This window comes from Aquitalea magnusonii (genome assembly GCF_002217795.2).
Taxonomy (GTDB): Bacteria; Pseudomonadota; Gammaproteobacteria; order Burkholderiales; family Chromobacteriaceae; genus Aquitalea; species Aquitalea magnusonii_B.
The window spans coordinates 3,818,516-3,833,877 of the sequence record NZ_AP018823.1 but is presented as its reverse complement, the minus strand read 5'-3'; the positions used below and the strand labels follow the sequence as shown (position 1 = coordinate 3,833,877).

Sequence of the window (15,362 nt, the reverse complement as noted above, 5' to 3'; positions counted from 1 at the left end):
CACTCCTTTATCTGCGAATCGCACATCTGAGGCTGTTTTATCTGGCAGGCATGGCCAAGGTCAGAACGGCTTGCTCATTCGCCTGTTCGCGCGGCAATTCACCCACAAGGCGGCCGGCACTCATCACCAGAATGCGATCAGTCACACCCAATATTTCCGGCAGATCACTGGAAATCATCAAGATGGCCAAGCCCTGTTCGGCTAACTCATAAAGTAATTGGTAAATCTCGCTTCTGGCACCAACATCAATGCCGCGCGTTGGCTCGTCGACAATTAAGACGTGCAAACTATCCATGGCCAACCAGCGGGCCAGAATGGCTTTTTGTTGATTCCCTCCGGACAGCAGCCGAATTGGCTGTTCCCGGCTGGGCGTTTTAATATGCAGGCGCGTAATATAGTTGTCGGCAAGCGCAGCCTCACGACGCGCATGCACTGGCTGAAGCAAGCCCAAGCCGCTGCGACGGCGGCTGATATTGATGTTCTCCGCAACCGAGCGACAGCCGATAATCCCGTCTTGTTTACGATCTTCCGGGCAGAGCACGATGCCGTACCGGATGGCATCGGCAATACTGTTGATTTGCGCTGTTTTCCCATCAATCAGGATATTGCCGCTTCTTTTTGGCGCTACGCCAAAAATCAGGCGGGCCAATTCGGAACGACCGGCACCCACCAAGCCAAACAAGCCGACGATTTCTCCTTGTCTAACGGACAAACTCACCGGCTCGGCCAAGCCTGTGCCGTGCAGATGCTCTATGCGCAAACGTACCGCCCCAGGCTTGCGCGGGCGGTAGCCAAAGATATCCTGTACTTGTCGTCCCACCATGCAACTGATCAATTCATCCCGCGTCAGCCCGGCCATCTCCGGAAAATCGGCCACCTTATGTCCATCGCGAAACACCGTGCAACAATCACATAAATGAAAAATTTCATCCATGCGGTGCGAAATATAAATCAGCGCCTTGCCTTGTTTGCGTAGTGCCTTCACCAGATCAAATAAAATCTCTGTCTCACGGCTGGATAAGGAACTGCTCGGTTCATCCAGTGCAATCACGTGTGCATTACGTAATACCGCTTTGCAGATTTCCACCAGTTGTCGTTGACCAATAGACAAGGTTTTCAATTTGCAACGCAGGTCAAGGTCAATTCCCATGTGTTCAAGCTGGCTGCTAGTCCATGCCATGGCTGCGCGGTGTTGGATAAAACCAGCACGATGTGGTAAATGTCCCAGCATGAGATTGTCCATGATGCTAAGCTCCGGGACACCTTGCAGCTCCTGGTGAATCACGGCAATGCCGGCATTGATTGCTGCCTTGGTAGAGGTAAATGCGGTGGCTTGTCCCTGAATGACAATCTGTCCATGATCGGGCCGATAGTCACCACTCAGTATTTTTAATAGTGTTGATTTTCCCGCGCCATTTTCCCCCATCAAACCATGTATTTGCCCTGATGCAATGCTGAGTGACACATCAGACAGCGCCTGTACCCCAGGGAAGGCTTTACTGATATGGCGAAATTCAAGGAATGCAGACATACGCCAGTCTCCTGATGATGGCTCGCAATATTAAAAGCCCATGTCCCGGCGTAGCGTCTTTTGGTTTTCGCGCGTCATCAATGCGCCACTGGTCAGCGTCAGCATCGGCGGTGGCTTGTTATGGCTGATCCATTCATACATATTGATTGCAGTTTCATAGCCATGACGTTTTGGACTGATGAGCACACTGCCAAAAAATCCCGTGATGTTTGGTTTGGCAAATTCGTTCAGCGCCGATTGGCTCCCGCCAATCCCTACGCCAATCATATTTGCGGGCTTGATGCCTCTGCCTTCTGCCGCGCGCACGGCACCTAGCACCGCTTCGTCGTTCAGCCCAAAGGCAATCCAGTTTTTAAATTGCGGATTCTTGGTGATGGTAATATTTGCCGCGTTAAAGGCCGCTTCTGTGTCTGTTTTAGTCTGCGGGCTATTGAGAATGTTTTTCTGTGGCAAACCGGCCTGCAGCAGTACTTTCATCGCGCCATTGGTACGCTCCTGGGCAGTCGGTAATTGGTCATAGGCAATGCGGATGGCACCGACTTCGCCCAGCTTCCAGCCGCGCTTTTTCATTTCCTGTTTGATGGCTTCACCGACTTGCTCACCTATCTTGCTGGCTGATATACCCATGTGTGGAATGGATGAGATTTCTTTTCCGCTGCCATCCACCAGACGGTCATCAACGGTCATTAATTTCAAGCCATTCTGTTTGGCTTTGGCAATAATGGCCGGACCCAATTTGACATCGGGTGCGCAAATAATGAAGCCTTGCGCCTGTTGTGAGCCCAGATTGTCAATGGCAGTTAATACATCACTCCCGCTGGGGACGCCGATTTTTATTAGCTTGAATCCTTTTTGCTTGGCCGCAATGTCGGCAAACTTCCATTCATCCTGAAACCAGGATTCTTCTGGCTGTTTAACCAGAAAGCCAATTTTCACCACGGTGGCAGCATTGCTTGTTGCTATGCTGCTGGCGCACAGCGCCAGTACCAGGAAGGCTTTTCTGAGGTGGCCGCATTTGTTCATATTCCCCTCCTTGATAAAGCGCACAGCTGATGCTGCCCGCACGCGAATAAGATGCTGCTGTTTATTGCTTGTTGAGCAAACCACGCGCATGGGCAATGGCCATGGCACCATAACCGGCCAGATTTTCCTGTTGCATTTGATTGACAATGCTGACCTTGCCTGAGAAAAAGTCATCGTTTGAAACCAGTGCCGCCAGTGCTTCGCGCAGCATGGGCTTGCCCGTAATGACAAACTGTGTACTGGGATTCATGCGCATGGCGGTGCTGTTTCTCAGTGTGAGCAAATCTGCGCCCAAAATGGCACCCAGTAGAAAATTCGCCCGTGCATTACGTTGATAAACAGTAAACTGACTGAGCGTGCGTACCATGAAGCAGGCTCGCCCCAATCCCAGATTCTTGGCACTGGCCGCCCCGGCCAGCAGCATTTCAATATCTAATTCATCCGCGAAGTCAGCATCTAATGCTTCGGCCAGAATAGTGTGCTGGGTAACAACCTGTAATAATTCACCGGCTAATGTGGTGACGCAGCCGGTTATACGTTGCTGGGCATCAAGATGAACAAACTTGGAGTGTGAGCCCGGTAATGCAATCACGGCCGCTGTATTCAGTACCAAGCGTTTGAGCAGCCCCATGACTTCCACTTCTTCGCCGCGCATCATATCCATGGCTTCTATATTGTGTAGTCCAATATTGGCTATCTGATTGCGTATGCCAGGAATAAACCATATTGGTTTGGCACATACATTTGGCAGTGTGACTTCTACCATGCCCTTGGCCAGTTCTGGCAGGCCGGCAGGTGCCATTAAGTGGCCTAGCTCAATAAGGCCGACATTGGAGGTAATCATGCCCGATGCGACAATCAGATCAATTTGCGCAAGATAAAGCCCTGCTTGTTGCAACGCTTCGGCAATAGTGTTTTTCACACTATTTTCCAAGGCGGATTTATTGCCTGAAATGGCGGTATTTCTTACCCCGACTGCCTTGCTAGCCTGATAGACCGGAGTTGCATTTTCCCAGACAGTTATCCTGGTATTGGTGGTGCCAGTATCTAAGGTGATGATATTCATTCCTTGCCTACCCTCAAAGGCGTGACTGTGTGATGGCTTGTTTATTTATTACTTTCCATCGATTGCATTAACGCGGCGTCGTGTTTGTGATCTGGCTGGTCACTCAATGACATGGACAACTGCATTGGGTTGTCAGGCGACTTCAGTCTGTGTGCTGAGGTGACTGTGTGGTCAGGTGTCTGGATCAGCAGAGAAATGCAAAGATAGCGGGCATCCATTTTTTCATCGGTGTTTGCATGGTGATGTGCGGTGTGGATGATGAAACGGCATCAGGACAAATCGCGCAAACGAGAAATTTTTACTGCCCGTTAACATTTTTTTAGTGAAAGACCATGAAACAACGCCTTCCTCCGTTGAATGCCGTTCGCGTCTTTGAGGCGGCGGGTCGTCATCTGAGTTTCAGCCGTGCGGCAGATGAGTTGTGTGTGACTAATGCGGCGGTCAGCTTGCAGATCAAGCTGCTTGAGGAATTTTTGGGGAAGAAATTGTTTCACCGTCAGAATAATCAGTTGAGTTTGACGGAAGATGGACAGGATTATTTGCCTAGAATCCGAGAGTCGCTGCGCGCCTTGAGTAAGGCGACGGATAGACTATTTAGCAAGGAGGCCAATACATTGCGTATTGGCGTGTCTCCTTCTTTTGGTTCCAAATGGCTGATTCCCCGGCTTTATCGCTTTCTCAAGCAGTATCCGCAGGTTAATGTTGAGCTGGCCACCTTGGGGGGCAAAACCACCAGCAATATGATGTGTGTATTGATGATAGTCCTGCTTCTGGGCAGAACTTACAGATTGAATGGTTGACCGAGACTGATTTTTTTCCGGTTTGCAGTGCAAGCATGTCAGTGGAATTACAGCAGGCACCGGATTTCCAATGCAAAACGCTATTGCATGTGCGTAGCGCACCGCCGTCCGCGCATTACCCCACCTGGCGTCAATGGTTTGGCGAGGCCGGCATTATGCATCTGGAGCCAGAGGCCGGGCCGGTATTCAGTGAGGCATATATGGCATTGCAGGCGGCAATGGCAGGTCAGGGTTTGGTGCTGGGGCAAAGCATATTGGTAGATCATGATATGGCAGCCGGCAGGCTGGTACGCATGCTGGATACCCCGGTATCACTGCGTATGTCTTATTACTTGCTTTATCCACAGCAGTCGCAAGGGGAGCTTGCGTTTGAATTATTTCGAACATGGTTGTTGGATGAAATAAGACTTCCCCTGTATGGCAGCACTGTGTCGGCGGGCGGACAAAATCCTGTACTACCCCATGCCTAAGGCTTTCCGGCGCAGACAGTAGCAAGCTGGGAAGGGGACCATGGAAGGTGAGGGTGGCGTGATAAATAAAGCCCGCTTGCGCGGGCTTGCTTGTTGCAGTCAGGCTTAATGGGCGCCGCTGTCGGCCGCACCGCTGGAGGTGAACGGTGGCCGGGCAAACCACACCAGGGCAATCAGCGCGACAAACATGATGCCGAACAGCCAGAACACCTCGTTGACACCAATCAGTGAGCCCTGACGGGTAATTTGCAAGGTGGTGTAGGCCTGCTGCTGGCTGGTGGACATGCCGGTACTCTCCAGCAGGCGGAACCACATCAGGCTGGCCTGATCGTACAGCGTCACATGCTGGGTGAGCTGGGCGTGGTGCAAGGCTTCGCGGCGGTCCCACAGCGTGGTGGTGATGGAGGTGCCGATACTGCCGGCCAGGATGCGCAGGAAGTTGGACAGGCTGGAGGCGCTGGCAATCTGGTTCGGGCGCAGGCCGGACAGGGTGATGGTGGTCAGCGGCATGAAAAAGCAGGCCACGCCGATGCCCTGGATGAACTGCGGCCATACCACATAGGCAAAGTTCATCTCCACGTTGAACGTGCTACGCCAGAAGAAGCACAGCGCATACACGCTGAAGCTGATGGTGACCAGCCAGCGCATGTCCAGCCGGTGCGCATTCTTGCCGATGATGGGCGACAGGAAAACCGGCAGGATGCCGATGGGCGCGGCAGCGAGGCCGGCCCAGGTGGCGGTGTAGCCCATCTGGGTTTGCAGCATCAAGGGCAGCAGCACCACTGCGCCGAAGTACAGCATGAAACCCAGGCTGATGGCCACGGTGCCGACGGTGAAGTTGCGTTTGGCAAACAGGGTGAGGTCGACAATCGGGTGTTGTTCACCCAGCTCCCAGATCACCAGATAAATCAGTGATACGGCGGAGACGATGGCCAGCACCACGATTTCGGTGGAGTTGAACCAGTCCAGCTCCTTGCCGCGGTCCAGCATCATCTGCAGCGCACCCACGCCCACCACCAGCAGGGCCAGGCCCAGCTTGTCGATGGGCAGGTCGATGATGTCGGTTTCCCGCTCCTTGAGGATTTTCCAGCTGATGAAGGCAGCCGCCAGCCCTACCGGTACATTGATGAAGAAAATCCAGCCCCAGTGCCAGTTGTCGCTGATCACCCCGCCCAGAATCGGGCCGAATACCGGGGCCACAATCACCGTCATCGCCCATAGCGCCAGAGCCAACCCCTTCTTGGCCGGCGGGTAGCAGGCCATCAGCAGGCTTTGCGACAGCGGAATCATCGGCCCGGCCACCGCGCCTTGCAGCACGCGGAACAGGATGAGCATTTCCAGGCTGTTGGCCATGCCGCACATCCAGGAGGTGAGCACGAATAGCAGGGTGGAAATGGTGAACAGCCTTACTTCGCCAATCTGCTTGGCCAGCCAGCCGGTGAGCGGTACCGCGATGGCATTGGCTACGCCAAACGAGGTAATCACCCAGGTTCCCTGGCTGGTGGCCGCGCCCAGATTGCCGGAGATGGTGGGCAGCGCGACGTTGGCAATGGTGGTGTCCAGTACCTGCATGAACACCGACATCGACAATGCCAGCGTGATCCACACCAGGCGCGAGCCGGTCAGTGGTGGATGTTGCATGAAGAAATATCCTTGCTGCGGTATGCGCGGCCCTGGCTGTGCCAGGACCGCGTGTTGCCGGGATTACTGGGCGTTGGCAGCCAGCAGGCTGGCGACCAGATCGTCGGCCTGTTTCAGGTCCGGCGTGAGGGCTCGGGTTTCCTGTACCGGGTTGTCACGCGCACTCTGTGCCAGCGTGGGGCCATCCTGCTTGCTGGTGTCCACCACGGCATCCACCGACAGGCCGACGCGCAGCGGATGATCCTTCAGTTGTTTCGGGTCCAACTGGATGCGCACCGGCACCCGCTGCACCACCTTGATCCAGTTGCCGGTGGCGTTTTGCGCCGGCAACAGCGAGAAGGCACTGCCGGTGCCAGCCGACAGACCCTGTACCTTGCCGTGGTAGCTGATCTTGCTGCCGTACACGTCGGCTGTCAGTTCCACGTCCTGGCCGATGCGGATCTTGGCCAGTTGTACTTCCTTGAAGTTGGCATCCACCCATACGCTGTCCAGCGGCACCACCACCATCAGCGGGGTGCCGGCGGCCACGCGCTGGCCTACCTGCACATTGCGACGAGCCACATAGCCGGATACCGGTGCCTTCACCTCAGTACGTTGCAGCGCCAGCCAGGCTTCCTTCAGCTTGCTGGCGGCGCGCTGCACATTGGGCTGCTTGGCCAGCACATCCTTGCCCACCAGCGCATTGGTGGCCTTGGCCTGTTCGCGCGCGGCGTCCAGCGCAGCCTGGGCGGTTTTCACCGCATCACGGGCATGGCCCAGCTCTTCGGCCGACATGGCGTCGGTGCCGGCCAGGGTTTCGCGGCGCTTGAGGTCGGACTGGGCGCGGCCCAGCTCGGCTTCGCGCTGGGCCACCTGGGCGGCCAGTTGCTGGGTGCTGGTCATCAACTGGCGGGTTTCGCGCACGGTCTGCACAAATTCATTGCGGGCGCGTTCAAACGCCAGCTTGGCATCGCTGTTGTCAAACGCCACCACGGTCTGGCCGCTGTTGACGCGGTCGGTGTCTTCGGCACTGATTTTTACCACCGTTCCGGCAATTTCCGGGGTGAGCTGCACCATGTGGCCGGCGACGTAGGCATCGTCGGTGCTTTCCTGATGGCTGAGCACCAGACCCCAGTAGGCACCGTAGCCGATGGCCAGCGCCGCGATGAGGCCGGTGGCGACAAAAAGATTACGTTTGCGGCTTTTCGCCGTCTCGATCTGCTTATCCATGATGGGTGTGTCCTTAATGGGCTTGTTGGGTGGTTTCACTGGTGGCGAAACCCCCGCCCAGTGCGGTGTTCAGTGTGGCCCAGGCCATGCGGTTGGCGGCGGTGGCGTCAATCTTGCCGGCTTGCTGGTTCAGGTCGGCATCCTGTGCCTGCAGTACGGCCAGCTTGTCGACCAGGCCGGCCTTGAAGCGCAGTACCGTACTGTCGGATGCCTTGCGGCTCAACTGGGTGGCCTGGTGGGCGTCAGACAGTTGGCCGGCGGTTTTTTGCCAGGTAGACAGGCTGTCAGCGGCATCGCGCAGGGCATCCAGCACGGTCTGGTTGTAGTTTTCCACCGCCATGTCATAGCGCGCGCGCGTGGAGGCCAGATTGGCCTGCAGTGCGCCGGAGGTGAAGATGGGCAGGTGGATGGCCGGTGCGATGCCCACCACCTTGGAGCCGGTCTTGAACAGGTCGGATGTTTCCAGCGCCGACTGGCCGGCAAAGGCGGTCAGCGCCACATTGGGGTAGAACTCGGCACGGGCGGCCTTGACCGATTCATTCATCGCTTCCACGCGGGCGCGCTGGGCGATGATGTCCGGGCGCTGGCCCAGAATATCCAGCGTCAGGGCTGCGTCCGGCATGGCCGGGGCGGGCTTGAGTGGTGCCGGTTTCAGGCTGTCCAGCGCATGCGGCGGCTGGCCGGTGAGTGCGGCCAGTGCGTGGCGGGCATGATCGGCCTGGTCGGCCAGCACGCTGTCTTGCTGGCTGAGCTGTTTCAGGCGGATTTCTGCCTGGCGCAGGCTGTCGCCCGGCAGCAGGCCGGCATTGACGCGGGCCTGGGTCAGCGCCAACTGGCTCTGTGCCAGTTGCTGGCGCGCCTTGAGCAACTGCGCCTGGGCCAGGATGCGCTGCAGGCCGGTGTACTGGGCAATCACGGCCTGGGTCAGCACCAGGCGTGCCTGTTGGCCCTCCAGCGCCACGGCCTGCTGGTTGCCGATGGCCGCCTTGACTGCGGCGCGGTTCTTGCCCCAGAAGTCGATTTCCCAACTGGCGCTCAGCGACAGGGTGTAGACATCGTAATAATTGCCGCCAATGGGCGCGGGCAGCAGGCCGTACAGCGAGTAGCGCTCACGGTCCATGCTGGCATTGGCCTGTACTTGCAGGCCGTCCTTGCTCTCGGTCATGCCAATGGCGCTGCGTGCTTCACGCAGGCGGGCATCGGCTATTTTCAGGCTGGGCGATTGTTGCAGGGCGGTACTGATCAGTTGGTCCAGCGCCGGGTCTGCCAGTTGCTGCCACCAGCCCGGCCCTACCTGGGACGCGCTATGGCTGTCCAGCTGCAGTTGGCTGGCCGTCAGCGGTTTGGCGGGTGCGGTTTCGTCACCGAAACTGGCGCAGCCACCCAGCATGGCGGTCAACATCAGCACGCCTGCTGTTTGCTGCCAATTGGGTTTATTCACCTTGTGGGTCTCCGGATTCCATCGTGATGGTTGATCGTGTGATAGTCACTTACGTTATTATCTGGGCGCACCTTGGCAAGGGCGGGCAGGATTCAGCCGCCCAGCTTGGCCAATAGTTTGCGCATCATTTTTTCCATCAACTGCATTTCCTCGGCATCAAAGTCCTGCCACAGCGCACGGTGGCTGGCGCGGGATACCGGCAGCAATTGTTCCACCAGTGCTAGTCCGGCGTCGGTCAGCTCCAGGCGGATCTTGCGGCGGTCTTCGGCGCAGGGAATGCGCGTGGCCCAGCCATTGCGTACCAGTTCGTCGACAATCCGTGTGGCATTGGTGCGCGAGGAATCCAGCGTGTCGCTGATGTCCGAGGGAAAAAGCGTCTGTTGCGGACAGGCGTACATCGCCAGCAGTGACATCCACAGCGATTCATTCAGCCCGAATTCCTTCATGCCTTCATTCAGATGGCAGGTGAGGCGCGGCATGATGTGGTAGTACAGCCGGGTGAGGATGACTTCCTGACGCGGTACGCCGGGGAAGCGGCTTTCGATGCGATCGATAGCCTGTTCCAGATGATGGAATGATTTGTTCATGCGCTATTTTAGTAACGGATGTTATTATTTTACAAGTTACTATTTGCATGCAAGCCATTTGCCCGGCCGCGCAGTGTGGCCGGCCCACGACAGCGGCTGTCCGGGAAAAACAAAACGCCAGGCGGTGGCTGGCGTTGGTGGGAGCCTGCTCGGCATCGCCGTTCAGGCATGTGGCGCATTGCGCAACTGTTTCAGTGTTGCAACAGTGCCAGCACCTTTTCCGGCGGGCGGCCCAGCACCGCCTTGTCTTCACTGACGGCAATCGGGCGTTCGATCAGCATGGGATTGTCCACCATGGTTTCGATCAGCGACTCGCGCTCCAGCGTGATGTCATCCAGACAGAGGGTTTCGTACTCTTCTTCCTTGGTGCGCAGCAGATCACGCGGTTCCAGTTGCAGCAGGGTCAGGATGCGGTCCAGTTCGGCTGCGCTTGGCGGATGTTTCAGGTATTCGATGACCTCGACCTCGGCACCGGCCTCTTGCAGCAAGGCCAGTGCTTCGCGCGATTTGGAGCAGCGCGGGTTGTGATATAGACGGATCATTGAGGGTCTCCCTTGTGGTTTTGGTGGGGGCGGGAAGAGGGCCTGTCGTGCCGACCTGGCAGGGTGGACAGGACGGCGGTGCCAGCAGCATGCCGGCCAGGACAGTGACTTCCATCTTAGACAGAAAACTTTTTCTTTGTGTAGCTGCAATGGCATGCGGGCCAGCAGCTTTTCTGCGGCGCGCATTCTCGCGCAGACTGCCGCCCACGCCAAGGGTTTGGCTTTTGCCGTGGCGGGGCGGTAACATGTGCCGCCCCCACCGCCCTTGATCGGATTTCCATGTCGCATTCCGCACGCAGCCATTTTGGTCTGGCCTTGTTGCTGGCGGCCCTGTCCACGCTCGGCCCCTTCTCGATCGATACCTTCCTGCCCGCCATGCAGGCCATCGGTCATACGCTGTCGGCCTCTCCGCTGCAGATGCAGCAGGCGTTGACGGTATACCTGTTGTGCTATGCGGTGATGATGTTGTGGCATGGTTCGATTTCCGATGCCATTGGCCGTAGGCCGGTGGTGCTGGTTACCACCTTGTTGTTCAGCCTGGCCTCGCTGGGCTGTGCGCTGGCCCCGTCGCTGGGTTGGCTGCTGCTGTGCCGCGGCCTGCAAGGGCTGTGCGGCGGTGCCGGGCTGGTGGTGGGCCGGGCCATCATCCGCGACAAGCTGGACGGTGCCGAGGCGCAGCGGCTGATGTCGCAAGTCACCATGCTGTTTTCCTTGTCGCCGGCCATCGCGCCGGTGGTGGGCGGCTGGTTGTTCGGCGCTTTTGGCTGGCATTCCATTTTCGTGTTCATGGCGCTGATCGGCCTGGCGCTGTTTGTGATGAGCTGGTTTGCACTGGATGAAACCCACCACGCCCATCTGCGCACCCCGCTGGCCTGGCGCTCCCTGCTGCAAAATTATCTGGAGGTATTGCGCAAGCGTGATTTCCAGTTGCTGGCGGCCGCCGTGTCCTGCAATTTTGCCGGCTTCTTTCTGTACATCCCGTCGGCACCGGTCTTCCTGCTGCAGCACCTGCATTTGCGCCCGGATCAGTTTCTGTGGATGTTTGGCCCGGCGGTGTCCGGCATCATGTTCGGGGCTTATCTGTCCGGCAAGATGGCCGGGCGGCGCGGCGCGCGCGAGATTGTCACGCTGGGCTATGTGCTGATGTTTGCTGCGGCGGGAGCCAACCTGGCCTACAACCTGGCGGTGGTCGAAGCGGCCATGCCGTGGGCGGTATTACCGCTGGCACTCTACACCACCGGCATGTCGCTGGCCGCACCGTCGATCACACTTAACCTGATGGACCAGTTTCCGGCGCTGCGTGGCACTGTGTCATCCTTGCAGGGCTTTTTGCAGACCATGCTGGGCAGCATCGTGGCTGGCGTGATTGCGCCGCTGGTATGGGGCAGCACACTCAGTCTGGCTTGTTGCATGGCGGTGTTTTTACTGTTGGGCTTTGGTTTTCGCAGCGCTTATCGTCGTCGTTTGGCACGGCCTGCCAGGTAGCATGGGGGGCGCGGCTGATGGCGCTGCTGTCGCTCGTTTTGTCTGGTAGTAGTGCGGGATGATTCCGTAAATAAACGTTTTTTTCCTGACAAGCCAGTGTGGGCATGTTGCGAAAGAGAATGATTCCTATGTAGAATGCGAAAAATTATCATTCGCTTGCAGTCCTTGCAGCTACACCGGCTGCTTGCTGCTTTGAGAAAGGGCATCTCATGCGTTCTACCGTAAGCACCTTGTTGCTGGCTTCTGCCGCCTTGACCCTGAGCGCCGTTGCTGCGGCCAAGGAATACCCGATTGGCAAGCCGGCCATCAAGAATGGCATGGAAATTGGTGCGGTTTACCTGCAGCCGACCAAGATGGAGCCGGAAGGCATGATGCGCAAGGCCGAAGAGTCCGACGTGCATCTGGAAGCCGACATTCACGCACTCAAGAACAATCCCAACGGTTTTGAAGAAGGCGCGTGGATGCCTTACCTGATGGTCAAGTACGAACTGACCAAGGTGGGCGGCAAGGGCAGCATCAAGGGCGATATGATGCCGATGGTGGCCAACGATGGCCCGCACTACGGCGATAACGTGAAGCTGCAAGGCCCGGGCAAGTACAAGCTGAAGCTGACCATTCTGCCGCCGTCGGAAAACCCGCACGCCCACTTTGGCCGCCATGTGGACAAGGAAACCGGCGTGGGTCCGTGGTACAAGTCCTTTGAAGTGAACTACGAGTTCACCTATGCGGGCATCGGCAAGAAGGGCGGCTACTAAGCCGCAGCGTTTGCCCAAGCGTGGCCTGGCGGCATAGTGTAATGCGAATCTAAACGCAAACCATTCCCGTTGGAGTATCATGAGAAACAGCGCTGCTGATTTGAGCCAGCGCTGTTTTCTATTCAGGGGTTGCACATGAAAGTTGCGATGTTTCTGACGGCAGCACTGCTGTCGATGTCGGCACTGGCTGACGACATGCCCACCTACCGGCTGGAGCTGAAGGACGGCGTACTCAAGCCCGCCCGCCTGCAGGTGCCGGTCAATACCAAGTTCCGTCTGGAAGTAAGCAATACCGGCAAGACGCCGGCCGAGTTCGAAAGCACCCAACTGCGCAAGGAAAAAGTATTGGCACCGGGCGTGACGTCCTCGGTGGTGATCCTGCCGCTGGCCGCAGGCGAGTACAAGTTCTTCGATGATTTCCACATGGCAACCGCGCAGGGCGTGATTGTTGCCAAGTAAGTGACATGCGCAGGAAGAAGGTAAAACAATGGGTCAGGTATTGTTCATTGTCTGGCGCGAAAGCGTGGAAGCCTTGCTGGTGGTGGGCATTCTGAATGCCTGGATGAACCAGAACCCGCAGGGCAAGGCCGGTAAACCCTATTTGTGGGGCGGTGTGGCGCTGGGGATTGCGCTGGCGGTATTGCTGGCGGTGGCGCTGTTTTCTGCCAGCACCCTGATGGCAGGTTCGCAGGATGTGTTCCAGACCGTGATGGAATTCATGGCCTCCGGCCTGATCGTGCAGATGGTGCTGTGGATGCGCGAGCATGGCCGCACGTTGAAAAAAGAGCTGGAATCCGGCCTGGCTGATAATGCCAGCAGTGCCAACTGGTGGGGTGTCACCACGCTGGTGGCCATCGCCGTGGCGCGTGAGGGCAGCGAAACCGTGGTGTTCCTGTACGGCATGCTGGGCAGTGCCGACGGCCAGACCTTGCTGCACATGAGTGGTGCCGCCCTGATGGGCCTGGCGCTGGCCTTCCTGACTTTCTACGTGTTGCAGTTGGGCGGCAAGGTGCTGTCCTGGCGGCTGTTCTTCCGCGTGACCGAAATCATGCTGCTGCTGCTGGGTGCGTCCTTGTTCCTGGCCGGGGTGGAGAAGCTGATTTCCATGGAAATCCTGCCCGCGCTGATCGACCCCTTGTGGGATAGTTCGGCGCTGCTGGATGACATGAGTCCGGCCGGCGGGGTAGTGGCTTCGCTCACCGGCTATCGTGCCCATCCGGCCTTGATGAGCTTGTTGGCCTATATCCTGTTCTGGGCTGGGGTGTTTGGCATGTTCTTCTGGCGCAAGCGTCGTCAGCCGGCATGAAGCCGCTTGCTGATCACCGTCGTCGGCCCGAGCTGCTGCGCCCGCTGTCTGGCGGTTGCGGCAGCCATGCGGCCGCCGGCAATGGCCGCCTGGCCGCAGTGGGCAACTGGCTGCGCGACCATGCCGGCACCCTGCGTCTGCTGCAGTGGCTGGTGGTGCTGGTGTATGCGGCGCTGCTGTTGATTCCTGCCTGGCTGCCGCTGCCAGGCGATAGCGCCCGCATCGTCAACAATCTCACCATTTTTGCCCAGTTCGTGTTCTGGGGCATCTGGTGGCCGTTTGTACTGCTGTCCATGGTGCTGTTTGGCCGGCTGTGGTGCGGTGTGCTTTGCCCGGAAGGCGCGCTTAGTGAATGGGCGGCCAAGAAGGGACTGGGCCGACCGATTCCGCGCTGGATGCGCTGGGACGGCTGGCCCTTTGTCGCCTTTGCCCTCACCACCCTGTATGGCCAGTTGGTGAGTGTGTATCAGTATCCCAAGGCGGCACTGCTGGTGCTGGGCGGCTCCACCGTGGCGGCCATCGCCATCGGCCTGGTGTATACCCGCGGCAAGCGCGCCTGGTGCCGTCATCTGTGTCCGGTCAACGGTGTGTTTTCCCTGCTCTCCAAACTGGCCCCCATGCATTACAAGGTGGATGAACAGCGCTGGCAGGAATCCACCCGCCAGTCCGGCGTCATCCGCATCCAGGCGGTGGACTGCGCGCCCTTGCAGCCGCTACGTCATATGCAGGGCGGCAGTGGCTGTCATATGTGTGGCCGGTGCAGTGGCCACCGTGATGCCATCAGCCTGAGCCTGCGCTCGCCGGCCGAGGAAGTGGTGAAGGTGGCGGGCAAGGAGGCCACGGTGTGGCAGACCCTGCTGATTGTCTATGGTCTGCTGGGCATTGCCATGGGTGGCTTTCACTGGACGGCCAGCCCCTGGTTTGTCGACCTGAAGCAGGCGGCTGCCGAATGGCTGGTGGACCACGACATCATGTGGCCGCTGGATACCGATGCGCCGTGGTGGCTGCTTACCCATTACCCGGATCACAACGACGTGTTTTCCTGGCTGGATGGCATGGCCATCATCGCCTACATGCTGGGTACGGCGTTGGTGCTGGGCAGCGGCTTATTGTTGGCGCTGTCCTGTGCGGTGCGCCTGGCCGGCGCGTGGCGCAGCCAGCGCCTGCATCATCTGGCTCAAAGCCTGATTCCGCTGGCCGGTATCGGGGTGTTTCTGGGACTGTCGGCGCTGACCGTCACCCTGCTCAAGGCTGAAGGTATTGCCACCGGGTGGGCCAATGATTTGCGTCTGGGCCTGCTGTTGCTGGCCAATGTCTGGTCGCTCTGGCTGGCGGCGGGCATCGTGCGGCAATGGCAGATCGGCTGGCGTACCTTGCCGGCACTGGCTTGCCTGCTGGCCGGCATGGCGCTGGTGGATGCCGCCTGGGGCTTCATGTTCTGGTGGTGGTAAACCCCTTATCCCGAATAGTCACCCGAATAATCAACAGGCCGCGCTAAGCGGCTTG

15 protein-coding genes are annotated in these 15,362 nt (G+C 58.1%); 7 read left to right on the top strand and 8 right to left on the bottom strand.

Annotated elements, in window-relative coordinates:
- Positions 1-37: 37 nt before the first annotated feature.
- From araG to DLM_RS18025, 3 genes are read right to left on the bottom strand one after another with little or no spacing between them, the layout of a single operon-like run.
- The gene (gene araG, locus DLM_RS18035; RefSeq protein ID WP_089083626.1) at positions 38-1,531 is read right to left on the bottom strand and encodes an L-arabinose ABC transporter ATP-binding protein AraG; all 1,494 of its coding nucleotides are present in this window, start codon (positions 1,529-1,531) and stop codon (positions 38-40) included.
- 30 nt (positions 1,532-1,561) lie between these two features.
- Positions 1,562-2,644, bottom strand: a complete 1,083-nt coding sequence (locus tag DLM_RS18030; protein WP_197715446.1) for an arabinose ABC transporter substrate-binding protein — start codon at positions 2,642-2,644, stop codon at positions 1,562-1,564.
- Positions 2,616-3,620, bottom strand: coding sequence for a 2-dehydro-3-deoxygalactonokinase (locus DLM_RS18025; protein WP_089083624.1), 1,005 nt, complete (start codon positions 3,618-3,620; stop codon positions 2,616-2,618). Before DLM_RS18025 ends, DLM_RS18030 begins: the two co-directional genes overlap by 29 nt.
- A 332-nt stretch (positions 3,621-3,952) precedes the next feature.
- Here DLM_RS18025 and DLM_RS23910 point away from each other — a divergent pair, with 332 nt between their 5' ends.
- Positions 3,953-4,420, top strand: a complete 468-nt coding sequence (locus tag DLM_RS23910; RefSeq protein WP_197715445.1) for a LysR family transcriptional regulator — start codon at positions 3,953-3,955, stop codon at positions 4,418-4,420.
- Positions 4,366-4,890 (top strand): LysR substrate-binding domain-containing protein, encoded by a 525-nt coding sequence (locus DLM_RS23905; protein WP_197715444.1) that lies wholly within the window; start codon positions 4,366-4,368, stop codon positions 4,888-4,890. Before DLM_RS23910 ends, DLM_RS23905 begins: the two co-directional genes overlap by 55 nt.
- 105 nt (positions 4,891-4,995) lie before the next feature.
- Here the strand turns inward: DLM_RS23905 and DLM_RS18015 are convergent, their stop codons facing one another.
- The 5 genes from DLM_RS18015 to arsC form a co-directional block, all read right to left on the bottom strand.
- Entirely contained in the window at positions 4,996-6,531 is a 1,536-nt protein-coding gene (locus DLM_RS18015; protein WP_089083622.1) for a DHA2 family efflux MFS transporter permease subunit, read from the bottom strand.
- A gap of 63 nt (positions 6,532-6,594) precedes the next feature.
- Positions 6,595-7,740, bottom strand: a complete 1,146-nt coding sequence (locus DLM_RS18010) for an HlyD family efflux transporter periplasmic adaptor subunit (RefSeq protein WP_089083621.1) — start codon at positions 7,738-7,740, stop codon at positions 6,595-6,597.
- Between the two features lie 13 nt (positions 7,741-7,753).
- Entirely contained in the window at positions 7,754-9,181 is a 1,428-nt protein-coding gene (locus tag DLM_RS18005; protein WP_231959892.1) for an efflux transporter outer membrane subunit, read from the bottom strand.
- 92 nt (positions 9,182-9,273) lie between these two features.
- Complete coding sequence (locus DLM_RS18000) at positions 9,274-9,768, bottom strand: MarR family transcriptional regulator (RefSeq protein WP_089083619.1); 495 nt, start codon at positions 9,766-9,768, stop codon at positions 9,274-9,276.
- 191 nt (positions 9,769-9,959) lie between these two features.
- Positions 9,960-10,310, bottom strand: coding sequence for an arsenate reductase (glutaredoxin) (gene arsC, locus DLM_RS17995; protein WP_089083618.1), 351 nt, complete (start codon positions 10,308-10,310; stop codon positions 9,960-9,962).
- Positions 10,311-10,589: 279 nt separating this feature from the next.
- Here arsC and DLM_RS17990 point away from each other — a divergent pair, with 279 nt between their 5' ends.
- From DLM_RS17990 to DLM_RS17970, 5 genes are all read left to right on the top strand, one after another.
- A complete protein-coding gene (locus DLM_RS17990; protein ID WP_089083617.1) occupies positions 10,590-11,795 on the top strand; it encodes a multidrug effflux MFS transporter in 1,206 nt (401 codons plus the stop codon).
- A gap of 209 nt (positions 11,796-12,004) precedes the next feature.
- Positions 12,005-12,550 carry an iron transporter gene (locus DLM_RS17985; protein ID WP_089083616.1) on the top strand — a complete coding sequence of 182 codons (546 nt, stop codon included), beginning with the start codon at positions 12,005-12,007 and terminating at the stop codon, positions 12,548-12,550.
- 135 nt (positions 12,551-12,685) lie between these two features.
- Complete coding sequence (locus DLM_RS17980; RefSeq protein WP_089083615.1) at positions 12,686-13,009, top strand: cupredoxin domain-containing protein; 324 nt, start codon at positions 12,686-12,688, stop codon at positions 13,007-13,009.
- A 28-nt stretch (positions 13,010-13,037) separates the two neighbouring features.
- Positions 13,038-13,856, top strand: a complete 819-nt coding sequence (locus DLM_RS17975) for an FTR1 family iron permease (protein ID WP_089083614.1) — start codon at positions 13,038-13,040, stop codon at positions 13,854-13,856.
- Complete coding sequence (locus DLM_RS17970; RefSeq protein WP_089083613.1) at positions 13,853-15,307, top strand: 4Fe-4S binding protein; 1,455 nt, start codon at positions 13,853-13,855, stop codon at positions 15,305-15,307. The genes DLM_RS17975 and DLM_RS17970 overlap by 4 nt, the downstream gene beginning before the upstream one ends.
- Positions 15,308-15,362: the final 55 nt, after the last annotated feature.

Excerpts from the sequence above, each read along its gene's own strand:
- DLM_RS17990 (WP_089083617.1), top strand. The coding sequence starts at position 10,590 with ATGTCGCATTCCGCACGCAGCCATTTTGGTCTGGCCTTGTTGCTGGCG.
- arsC (WP_089083618.1), bottom strand. The coding sequence starts at position 10,310 with ATGATCCGTCTATATCACAACCCGCGCTGCTCCAAATCGCGCGAAGCA.
- DLM_RS23910 (WP_197715445.1), top strand. The coding sequence starts at position 3,953 with ATGAAACAACGCCTTCCTCCGTTGAATGCCGTTCGCGTCTTTGAGGCG.
- araG (WP_089083626.1), bottom strand. The coding sequence starts at position 1,531 with ATGTCTGCATTCCTTGAATTTCGCCATATCAGTAAAGCCTTCCCTGGG.
- DLM_RS17985 (WP_089083616.1), top strand. The coding sequence starts at position 12,005 with ATGCGTTCTACCGTAAGCACCTTGTTGCTGGCTTCTGCCGCCTTGACC.
- DLM_RS18025 (WP_089083624.1), bottom strand. The coding sequence starts at position 3,620 with ATGAATATCATCACCTTAGATACTGGCACCACCAATACCAGGATAACT.
- DLM_RS17975 (WP_089083614.1), top strand. The coding sequence starts at position 13,038 with ATGGGTCAGGTATTGTTCATTGTCTGGCGCGAAAGCGTGGAAGCCTTG.
- DLM_RS18015 (WP_089083622.1), bottom strand. The coding sequence starts at position 6,531 with ATGCAACATCCACCACTGACCGGCTCGCGCCTGGTGTGGATCACGCTG.
- DLM_RS18030 (WP_197715446.1), bottom strand. The coding sequence starts at position 2,644 with ATGCGCGTGGTTTGCTCAACAAGCAATAAACAGCAGCATCTTATTCGC.
- DLM_RS17980 (WP_089083615.1), top strand. The coding sequence starts at position 12,686 with ATGAAAGTTGCGATGTTTCTGACGGCAGCACTGCTGTCGATGTCGGCA.
- DLM_RS18010 (WP_089083621.1), bottom strand. The coding sequence starts at position 7,740 with ATGGATAAGCAGATCGAGACGGCGAAAAGCCGCAAACGTAATCTTTTT.
- DLM_RS17970 (WP_089083613.1), top strand. The coding sequence starts at position 13,853 with ATGAAGCCGCTTGCTGATCACCGTCGTCGGCCCGAGCTGCTGCGCCCG.
- DLM_RS18000 (WP_089083619.1), bottom strand. The coding sequence starts at position 9,768 with ATGAACAAATCATTCCATCATCTGGAACAGGCTATCGATCGCATCGAA.